The sequence below is a fragment of the Streptococcus sp. SV2 genome, assembly GCF_030440175.1.
GTDB lineage: Bacteria > Bacillota > Bacilli > Lactobacillales > Streptococcaceae > Streptococcus > Streptococcus raffinosi.
In genome coordinates this window covers 1-11,387 of record NZ_JAQFJQ010000001.1, presented here as the reverse complement: position 1 = coordinate 11,387, position 11,387 = coordinate 1, and the positions used below count along the sequence as shown (strand labels likewise).

Sequence of the window (11,387 nt, the reverse complement as noted above, 5' to 3'; positions counted from 1 at the left end):
GTTCATGTCTCCATTTACCTCCGAATGTTACTTGCTTTGATTGTACGCTGTCTGACGGATTTTGTCAAATGAAAATAAAATATCCAACCTTATTAGACTGCCAATCTACCTTATCACCCCCCCTGTCTATGCTATACTAAAAGTGATACAGAAAAATGGGAGATTATTTATGGAAAATAAGTTTATGCCAAAGTCCACACCTAAGAGTGATAAAACGACCAAGACTGTTTTTATTGGTCTCTTAGTGGCGCTTCTCTTTGTTATTGCTGGGATAGCTATCTTTTTTGCTCTCAATGGTAGCAGTAAAAGCGCTAAAGGCTCGAACGCATCGGGCAAGTCGAGTAGTACCCTTTATTCAGGCAGCAATGCAGAGGATCCTTTGTTCAAAATCACCCTGAAAACTTTCGGGGATAACAAGGAATTTCTACTCGTGACACCAAATCCTGTACAGGATAGAAACATGTTTAACATTGTGGGAGTAGCTGGTCAATACCTCGTCACTCAAGAATATAAAGGGGATGTATCTGGTAAGAGAAATGCCAAGGGTGATAGTCTTTACAAGTATGACTACTTTAATATATATGTGTATGACACGGAAAAACCAAATCAAAAACCTAAACAAATCGACCTCTTGAAATTGGCTAAAAAAGCTGGGGATGAAGATTATTTAAATCAGGCAAGTCTAAGACTTTTCATGCTCAATGGACTGGGCTACCTACAATTGCCATTTGGGGCATCGTCAGCTGATTCGATTGCCAATAAAAAGTTCCTCAATCTTTATTCTCAAAAGATAGAGGAAATGTACATTCCAACCAACTCCGATACATTGGAGACGGAATTTAAGCACGCTAATGTTGATATCTCTAAGACGTTAGGGCCTTTTGGTCTTGAGATGTTTCAGAGTGCTACTAATGGTAAAGATTTTGATGATCATAGTAACACACCAACTGGTAATCTGCCTGCTTTATATTACCTTTCAGCCAAGGACAGAAGTCTTAATATGGACAATACCAACTTTGCCAAAGAGCAAAAAGATGCCTACGAGGCAGTTAAGACCAAACATGCGAGAATCTACAGCCTTCCAAATAAAGTCACTAACGAGACTTGGGTTAATACCCTGTTGCACTGGATGGCGCCAGTAGGGCAAGATGCTTACGAGTTACCGGTTAGTACCTTTAAACCGACTAATGAGGAAGGTAAAGTCAAATCCTATCAAGAATTACAGAGCTGGAACGACAACCATATAAGGAAGAAATAGACAAGCAGTTCCTCTCTAAAAAAATGACAAGAATCCCAAGTTTATAAGCTTGGGATTTTAAAATTTTAAGAAAAGAGGCTAACTAGACTAATGTTAAGTCTCTGAGAAACCGTTAGTAAGTAACAAAATCTTGAGAGGGTTACCGGGAAAATGGGATGACTTTTTTGAATTGTGAGGAAAGAATGGATAAAACCAGGTAGGTATTAATAAACTTTTTAAGATTTTTAACTCTTGGCAACCATTTTCAAATAGGGGATTCTGAAGGAAAAGCGCCCCTTAAACAAAAAGAAGGAGACAATCGTCAGTTTAGGCTAGCTTTTCGATTCAGAGGGACATATAGTCCGCCTTTATGTGATTCCTCTACTTTAAGTAAGGTTTAAATGAGAACATAAATAAAAATAATGATAATTATATGGCACATCAACAATCACTAAGATTAAAATTATGATTAATCTGCATGAGTTGATTAGAAAAATAAGAAGTGGTAAAAGATGTAAAATTTAAAGAAAAACTCAGTTATTTACTGCATTTTACAGTTGTTAGGTAAGAATTAATGAGTAAAAACAAAGTAAAATGTCTGACAATTTGATTTTTTTTAAAAAAGTTGTCTAAATCACTTGACTATAAATTGTCAGAATGTTAAAATGCAATTGAATCATGGATACGAGGATACAAATTCTCGAATGCATGTGACATATAACTAACTTTTTTAAAGAGGGAGACTTTATAATGAAAGACATTTTCAACAGACGCCAACGCTTTTCATTGCGTAAATATTCGTTTGGTGTCGCTTCAGTCTTGCTTGGGACAGCATTGTTTGCTGCTCACACCGCACAGGCTGAAGAGGTTGACGCAGCATCAACGTCGTCTTCAGATTCTTCTGCAGCTGTAGGAGCTGAAGGTACTTCAGATCTGGTCAAAGAAACAGCAACTTCTGTTGCTCAATCAGATCCAACTGCTGCAGCTGCGGCTGAAGCCCCAACTTCAACGCTACCAATCTCAGTAGCTTCTATTTCTGAAGCTCCAAAGGCTGAAGCAACAACTTCTGAAGCAGCAAAAGAAGAAGCTTCTTCAAGCGCTAAATCAGAAGCAGCTAAACCTGCAGAAAACAAAGCTACGTCAGAAGCAGCTAAACCAGCAACTGCAGCTTCAACTGCAGCTTCAACTGCAGCAGCCAGCGGTAAAGTTGAAACAACAGCTTCAACAACAGCCGCTACAGCAACTCCAGCTGCAGCAGCAGCTAACCATTCTGCAGCAACAGCTGCTCCAGTAGCTGAAGAAACACCAGCAGCTGAAACTGCGGCGGCAGCAACAAGTGTTAAGCCAAATGTTACAGCACGTGGTTATTCACGTTTTTATTCTGTAGGATCAGCAGCAGATCGAAGTGCAACACTTGACCGTGCCGCAACTGATTTGACGAATGCTGGTGCTTTGGCAACAAGAAGCAGCCGTCGTAACCGTCGTGCTTTGACAGACCACAACGTAGCGCCACTTGATGTTGTAACGACTATAGCTGATAAAGTTGTTGCTAATCCAGATATGACAGATCCTAACGGAGCATCTGTACACTCTCAAACAATTCCATCAGGGTACCAAGCTAAAGAAGGTGACTTCTATACTTATGGTATCTGGAATCTTACAAAATACAATGAGCGTTACAACACAAACTACTATGTGCGTGCTTATAAAAACTTTGATACTTCAACTGATACTACAGTCGAATTGATAGATAAAACGACTGGTAGTGTTGTTGAAACACACACACTTACTGCAACAAGTGGTGTTCAAAAATTCACTACCACAACTCCAAAATCTAATAATGAGTTGACGCTCAAAGCGGACTACCAAGCCGGTATTGGACAAGGTCCTGGTAAGACAGATCAACCTTTCATTCAATTAGGATTTGAAGTTGGACCAGCGATTCAATCTTATGTAGCTCCAGGACATCAATTGACTACAGCCGAGCAACAACATTTGCTAGCCGTATATTCTGCACGTAATTCAAATGATATTTTGAATGCAGTTGAACCTGCTTATAATGGTCGTCAGGTTACTGATACGAACTTTAAGATTCCTGTTAATGTTGAAAAGACTACTTACTATAAACTTGTTGACCAGGGGAACCCTACCTACAAGGAAACTGGTAAGTCTGTTACAACTCAGGACTATAAAGAAAATGGCAATGAAACTGAGTTAGCTAAATATACTCTGAAAGCTATGGAAGGTCAAAACTTCACAGCTTCTGGGGAACGTCAATTTAAAAAGACTGAAGAACTTACAGATAAAATTACCAGAGAAACAACTTACAAGCTTTATCAAACAGCTGCTCCAGATACAACTGCTGGTTATGTCAGTCGTCCATATAAAGTTGGAACCAAGTTTATGGATGCTGATAGATACGGTATTAAACGTATCAAAGAAATCGTTGGTGAAGATGGTTCAGTCGTCATTCGCGTTTACTTGTTAGATCCAAAACAACAAAGCAAACGTTCAGATGGTACTTTGAGTACTGATGGCTATATGCTTTTAGCAGAAACTAAGCCAATCAAACCAGGTGAGAACAATACTCAGGAATTGGTTAAGAAAATGTCACCTCTTCATACAATTCCATTTACTGGTAATGATGGTGTGAATCATCCGAATGGTATTGAACTTCCATTTGACTTCCAAAAAGTTGCTGGATACACACCGTATAAGACTGTCTTTGTTCCGTTCTTGGGAGATAATATTGGTTATCAGATTGATAATGAGCAACTTAGAAGAGGAGCTACAGGTAGTGGTATGAATGTTGACTTGCTCAACACTCTTGTACCATACAAACAACCAATTTACTACTACGATAAGACAGAAACTATCAAGGTAAAACCAGAAGTTGAAAAACAATTGGAAGGACGTGTCCTTACAGATGGTGAATTCAGCTTCAAGATTAAGGAAAACTCATCTGCACCTGGTGTGGAAGAAACTGTCACAAATAAAAATGGTAAGGCAACCTTCTCAGAATTGTCATTTACAAAAGAAGGTACTTATACATATACAATCACCGAATTAGCTGGCAGAGACAAGGATGTCGACTATGATGCTATGGAAGTAAACATGACTGTAAAGGTTACGAAAGATGCTAATGGTGATTTGCAAGCAACTGTTAAATACAGTGGTACTGGTGGTTTTGCTTCAAGTGCTGATGACAAAGTCTTCAACAACTACGTTGTAGCACCTGTTAAGACTAAGTTCAACTTCTCTAAAGCCCTTGCAGGTCGTGCCCTTAAAGATGGTGAGTTCACTTTCCAATTGAAAGATGCCAACGGAACTGTTCTTCAAACGAAGACTAACAATGCTAGTGGTGTGATCGCCTTTGACGATTTGACATTCACAAATGCGCAAGTTGGTACTCACAAGTACACTGTTGAAGAAGTTCGTGGTTCAGAAGCTGGTATGCAATATGACCCAATGAAAGCTGAAGTAACAATCACTGTTACTAAAGATGGTCATGTTCTTAAAGCTGTTAATACGCTTCCAGCAGATACTGAGTTCAACAATACTTTCACACCTGCTGCAACACAAGCACAATTCCGCTTCACAAAACGTTTGGAAGGTAAGACTCTTGAAGCTAATGCCTTCACATTCGAATTGCTTGAAAACGGTAATGTGATCCAAACTAAACAAAATGCAGCTGATGGTTCAATCCAATTTGATCCAATCTCATATGCAACTGTAGGTACACACACTTACACTGTACGTGAAAAAGCTGGAACAGATACAAACATTGATTACGATTCAATGAACGCAGTTGTGACTGTAAATGTTACAAAAGATGCTCAAACAGGTCTTTTGAACGCTGCAGTTACAATGCCAGCTGATACTGAGTTCAACAACTTTGCTGTTGCACCAGTTAAGACTCGTTTTGACTTCACTAAAGCTCTTGCAGGTCGTGCCCTTAAAGATGGTGAATTTAGCTTCGTATTGAAAGATGCTAACGGAACTGTTCTTCAAACTAAGACTAACAATGCTAGTGGTGTAATCGCCTTTGACGATTTGACATTCACAAATGCACAAGTTGGTACTCACAAGTACACTGTTGAAGAAGTTCAAGGTTCTGAAGCTGGCGTTCAATATGACACAATGAAAGCTGAAGTAACAATCACTGTTACTAAAGATGGTCATGTTCTTAAAGCTGTTAATACACTTCCAGCCGACAAAGAATTCAACAATACATTTACATCATCTCCAACACAAGCACAATTCCGCTTCACAAAACGTTTGGAAGGTAAGACTCTTGAAGCTAATGCCTTCACATTCGAATTGCTTGAAAACGGCAATGTCATCCAAACTAAGAAGAATGCGGCTGATGGTTCAATCCAATTTGACCCAATCTCATATGCAACTGTAGGTACACACACTTACACTGTACGTGAAGTAGCTGGAACAGACACAAACATTGATTACGATCCAATGAACGCAGTTGTGACTGTAAATGTTACAAAAGATGCTCAAACAGGTCTTTTGAACGCTGCAGTTACAATGCCAGCTGACACTGAGTTCAACAACTATGTTGTTGCTCCAGTTGTGACTAAGTTCGACTTTACTAAGAAATTGGCTGGTCGTGAACTTAAAGCAGGTGAATTCAGCTTCGTATTGAAAGATGCTGCTACAGGTGCAGTTGTTGAAACAGTTAAGAATGATGCTGCTGGTAATGTTTCATTCTCTAACTTGTCATTCGACAACACTAAAGTAGGTACTCACACTTATACAGTAGAAGAAGTTATCCCAGCCAACAAAGAGTTTGGTATGACTTACGATAAGATGAAAGCTACTGTTACAGTTGAAGTTGCTAAGAATGGTCATTCATTGACTACAGTTACAAACGTATCTTCAACTGGTGGGGTTGATGCCAACGGTAATGCTACTGACGGTACTGCCGATAAAGAATTCAACAACAAAGTAACACCACCAGAAACACCTAAATTCCAACCAGAAAAATTCGTTGTAAGCAAAGAAAAATATGATATCACTGGTCATAAATTGACTGATGATGACGATGATGTTCCTGGTGACGAGTATGAAGCTACAAATGTAAATCCATATGTTGATGGTGTTGCTAACAACGAACCAGAAAACTTGAATACTAAGACTGTTAAACGCGGTTCTAAATTGGTATACCAAGTATGGCTTGATACTACTAAATTCACAGAAGCTAACAACGTTCAATACGTTGGTGTATCAGATACATACGATGCTGATAAATTGACAGTTAACGCTTCAGACATCAAGGCTTACGATTCAGTTACTGGTGCAGATGTGACTAACAAGTTCGACATCACAGTTGAAAATGGTACCATCACTGCAACTTCTAAAGCAGATTTCATCAAAGATAAAGTAAACAACCCAGTTATCGATACTACTAAGTTCGAATTTGGTCGTTACTATAAATTTGATATTCCAGCAACTGTTAAAGAATCTGTTGCGGCTGGTGCTGATATTGAAAATACAGCCAACCAAACAGTTCACGTTTACAACCCAGTAAGCAAGACAGTTGAAACACCACACAAACCAACACAAAAACGTGTTAACAGTGTTCCAGTTCCACTTGACCTTAACTTCACTAAGACTCTTGCTGGACGTACACTTCAAGCTAACGAATTCGAATTCATCTTGAAGAAAGATGGTACAGAAGTTGAACGTGCTCATAATGATGCGAGTGGTAAAGTAAACTTCAAGACACTTGAGTTTGGTCGTGATGATCTTGGTAAGACTTACAACTACACTGTAGAAGAAGTTCGTGGTACTGATAGCACCGTTACTTACGACCCAATGGTTGCGACTGTAAAAGTTGTAGTATCTCACGATGGTACAGCGAAAGCAATCGTAGCAACTGTCACAGATGCTGCTGATAAAGAATTTAACAATACCGTAACACCTCCAACAGAACCTAAGTTCCAACCAGAGAAATACGTTGTATCTAAAGCGAAATTCGATATCACAGGTACTAAGCTCGTTGATGACGATTCTGAATTGACAGATAAATATGGTGAAACAAATGCAAATCCATATGTCGACAATACAAAGAACAACGAAGCTGAAAACTTGAATACTAAGTCAGTTGAACGTGGCTCTAAACTTTACTACCAAGTATGGTTGGATACAACTAAGTTTGATGCAAACAACAAAGATAACATCCAAACAGTAGGTATCACAGATAACTACGACAAGGATAAATTGACTGTTACTGCATCAGAAATCAAGGTTTACGATTCAGTCACTGGCGCAGACGTAACTAACAAGTTCGATATCTCTGATAACAATGGTGTTCTTACAGCTAACCTTAAAGCAGGCTTCACTAAGTCACTTGGCGACGCTGAAAACACTCAAATCATTGATACAACTAAGTTCGAATTTGGACGCTACTATAAATTTGATATCCCAGCAACAGTGAAAGACGATGTCGTAGCTGGTGCTGATATTGAAAACAAAGCAGCTCAAGTAGTTAACTACTACAACCCAGTAAGCAAGACAGTTGAAAAACCAAACAAACCAACTGAAAAACGTGTTAATAGTGTTCCAATCTCAGTAGAATTCAACTTCACTAAGAAATTGGAAGGCCGTGAGCTTAAAGCCAACGAATTCACATTCGAGTTGAAAGACAGCGACAATGTTGTTATCGCAACTACAACCAACGACGCAGACGGTAACTTCAAGTTCTCTCCAGTTGATTACACAAATAAAGCTGGTGAAACTGTTACAGCCCTTAAATATAAGAAGGGTCAAGAAGGTACTTACAAGTACACTGTAACAGAGGTTAAAGGTACAGACTCAACTGTCACATACGACCCAATGGCAGCAGTTGTAACTGTTAAAGTCAGTCACGATGGTACTGCGAAAGCATTGATCACAAACGTGACAGATCCTGCCGATAAAGAATTCAACAACCGTGTCACTCCACCAACAGAACCTAAGTTCCAACCAGAGAAATACGTTGTTTCTAAAGCGAAATTCGATATCACAGGTACTAAGCTCGTTGATGACGATTCTGAATTGACAGATAAGTATGGTGAAACTAACGCTAACCCATATGTCGATGATACAAAGAACAACGAAGCTGAAAACTTGAATACTAAGACAGTTGAACGTGGCTCTAAACTTTACTACCAAGTATGGTTGGATACAACTAAGTTTGACGCAAACAACAAAGATAACATCCAAACAGTAGGTATTACAGATAACTACGACAAGGATAAATTGACTGTTAACGCTTCAGACATCAAGGCTTACGATTCAGTTACTGGCGCAGACGTAACTAACAAGTTCGATATCTCAATCGCTAACGGTGTGATCACAGCTAACCTGAAAGATGGCTTCACGAAGTCACTTGGCGACGCTGAAAACACTCAAATCATTGATACAACTAAATTCGAATTTGGACGCTACTATAAATTTGATATTCCAGCAACAGTGAAAGACGATGTCGCAGCTGGTGCAGATATTGAAAACAAAGCAACTCAAGTTGTGAACTACTACAACCCAGTAAGTAAGACAGTTGAAAAACCAAACAAACCAACTGAAAAACGTGTCAACAGTGTTCCAGTTCCACTTGATCTTAAATTCACGAAAGCTCTTGAAGGTCGTCAATTGAAAGATCAAGAATTCACATTCGTTCTTAAGAAAGACGGCAACGTTGTTGAAACAGTTAAGAATGATGCGACTGGTAAGGTTAACTTCACTCAACTTAAGTTTGGTAAAGATGATCTTGGTAAGACTTACAACTACACTGTAGAAGAAGTTCGTGGTACTGATAGCACCGTTTCTTACGACCCAATGGTTGCGACTGTGAAAGTTGTGGTTTCTCATGACGGTACAGCTAAAGCAATCGTAGCGAATGTAACAGATGCTGCTGATAAAGAGTTTAACAACCGTGTAACTCCACCAGAAGAACCTAAGTTCCAACCAGAGAAGTATGTATTGAATGCAGAGAAATTCTCAATCACTGATAACAAACTTCTTGATGATGATTCTGAATTGACAGATAAATATGGTGAAACAAACGCAAATCCATATGTCGATAACACAAACAACAACGAAGCTGAAAACATCAATACTAAGACTGTTAACCGTGGCGACAAGTTGGTTTACCAAGTATGGCTTGATACAACTAAATTCGATGCAAACAACAAGGGTAACATCCAAACAGTAGGAATCTCAGATGATTTCGATGAAACTAAGTTGGAACTTGATGCTACTAAGATTAAAGCATATGACTCTGTAACAGGAGATGATGTAACAGATAAATTCGATATCACTGTTAACAATGGTGTGATTACAGCTAACCTTAAAGCCGGCTTCACTAAGTCACTTGGCGACGCTGAAAACACTCAAATCATTGATACAACTAAGTTCGCATTTGGACGTTACTACAAGTTCGACATCCCAACAACAGTTAAAGCTGATGTTCCAGGTGGTGCAGACATTGAAAATACAGCAGCTCAAGTTGTAAACTACTACAACCCAACAACTAAGAAAGTTGAAAAACCAAGCAAACCAACTGAAAAACGTGTGAACAACGTTCCAGTTGAAGTGTCATTCAACTTCACTAAACGTTTGGAAGGTCGTGAGCTTAAAGCCAACGAATTCAACTTCGTGCTTAAAGATTCAACAGGTAAAGTTGTTCAAACAGTAAGCAATGATGCGGCTGGTAACGTTTCATTCTCACCACTCAGCTTCAAGAAAGGTGAAGAAGGCGTTCACAACTACACTGTAGAAGAAGTTAAGGGAACAGACGCAACTGTCGCTTACGATACAATGAAAGCAACTGTAGCAATCACAGTATCACACGACGGTACAGCTAAAGCCCTTGTAGCAACTGTAGGTGCAATCGCTGATAAAGAGTTCAATAACCGTGTAACTCCACCAGAAGAACCTAAGTTCAACCCTGAAAAATATGTTGTTTCTGAAGAGAAATTCGATATCACAGGTGACAAGCTCGTTGATGATGACAAAGAGTTGGCAGACAAGTATGCAGATACAAATGCCAACCCATATGCGGACGATGCATCTAACAACGAAAAACAAAACTTGAACACTAAGACTGTTAACCGTGGCGACAAGTTGGTTTACCAAGTATGGTTGGATACAACTAAATTTGACGCTAACAACAAGGATAACATCCAATCTGTTGGTATCACTGATGACTACGATGAAGCTAAGTTGAATCTTGACGCTACTAAGATTAAAGCTTACGATTCAGTAACAGGTGATGATGTAACTTCTAAATTCGATATTGCTGTGAACAATGGTGTGATTACTGCAACCCTTAAAGATGGCTTCACTAAGTCACTTGGCGACGCAGAAAACACTCAAATCATTGACACAACTAAATTCGCATTTGGACGTTACTACAAGTTCGACATCCCAACAACAGTGAAAGCTGATGTACCTGGTGGTGTAGATATTGAAAATACTGCGGCTCAAGTAGTTAACTACTACAACCCAACTACTAAGAAAGTTGAAAAACCAAGCAAACCAACTGAAAAACGTGTGAACAACGTTCCAGTTGAAGTGTCATTCAACTTCACTAAACGTTTGGAAGGCCGTGAGCTTAAAGCCAACGAATTCACATTCGAGTTGAAGGATGCAGCAGGTAAAGTTGTTGAGACTGTTAAGAATGATGCGGCTGGTAACGTTGCATTCTCACCACTCAGCTTCAAGAAGGGTGAAGAAGGCGTTCACAACTACACTGTAGAAGAATTTAAGGGCACAGATTCAACTGTTACATACGATACAATGAAAGCGAATGTAACAGTAACCGTTAAACACGACGGAACTGCCAAACTTCTCGTAGCAACTGTAGGTGCAATCGCAGATAAAGAGTTCAACAACCGTGTAACTCCACCAGAAGAACCTAAGTTCAACCCTGAAAAATATGTTGTTTCTGAAGAGAAATTCGATATCACAGGCGACAAGCTCGTTGATGATGATAAAGAATTGGCAAACAAGGTTGCGGATACAAATGCGAACCCATATGCGGACGATGCATCTAACAACGAAAAACAAAACTTGAACACTAAGACTGTTAACCGTGGCGACAAGTTGGTTTACCAAGTATGGTTGGATACAACTAAATTTGACGCTAACAACAAGG

Annotated in this window: 2 protein-coding genes; both read left to right on the top strand. The window is 39.3% G+C overall.

Annotation, left to right across the window (positions count from 1 at the left end):
• Positions 1 to 169: 169 nt before the first annotated feature.
• Positions 170 to 1,258, top strand: coding sequence for a hypothetical protein (locus tag PCY14_RS00010; RefSeq protein WP_164376338.1), 1,089 nt, complete (start codon positions 170 to 172; stop codon positions 1,256 to 1,258).
• A 729-nt stretch (positions 1,259 to 1,987) separates the two neighbouring features.
• The coding region (locus PCY14_RS00005) for an FctA domain-containing protein (RefSeq protein ID WP_301363007.1) at positions 1,988 to 11,387 on the top strand (9,400 nt) is incomplete at its 3' end.

What these genes read in the sequence shown, in the direction of transcription:
- PCY14_RS00010 (WP_164376338.1), top strand. Translation starts at nt 170, where the DNA reads ATGGAAAATAAGTTTATGCCAAAGTCCACACCTAAGAGTGATAAAACG.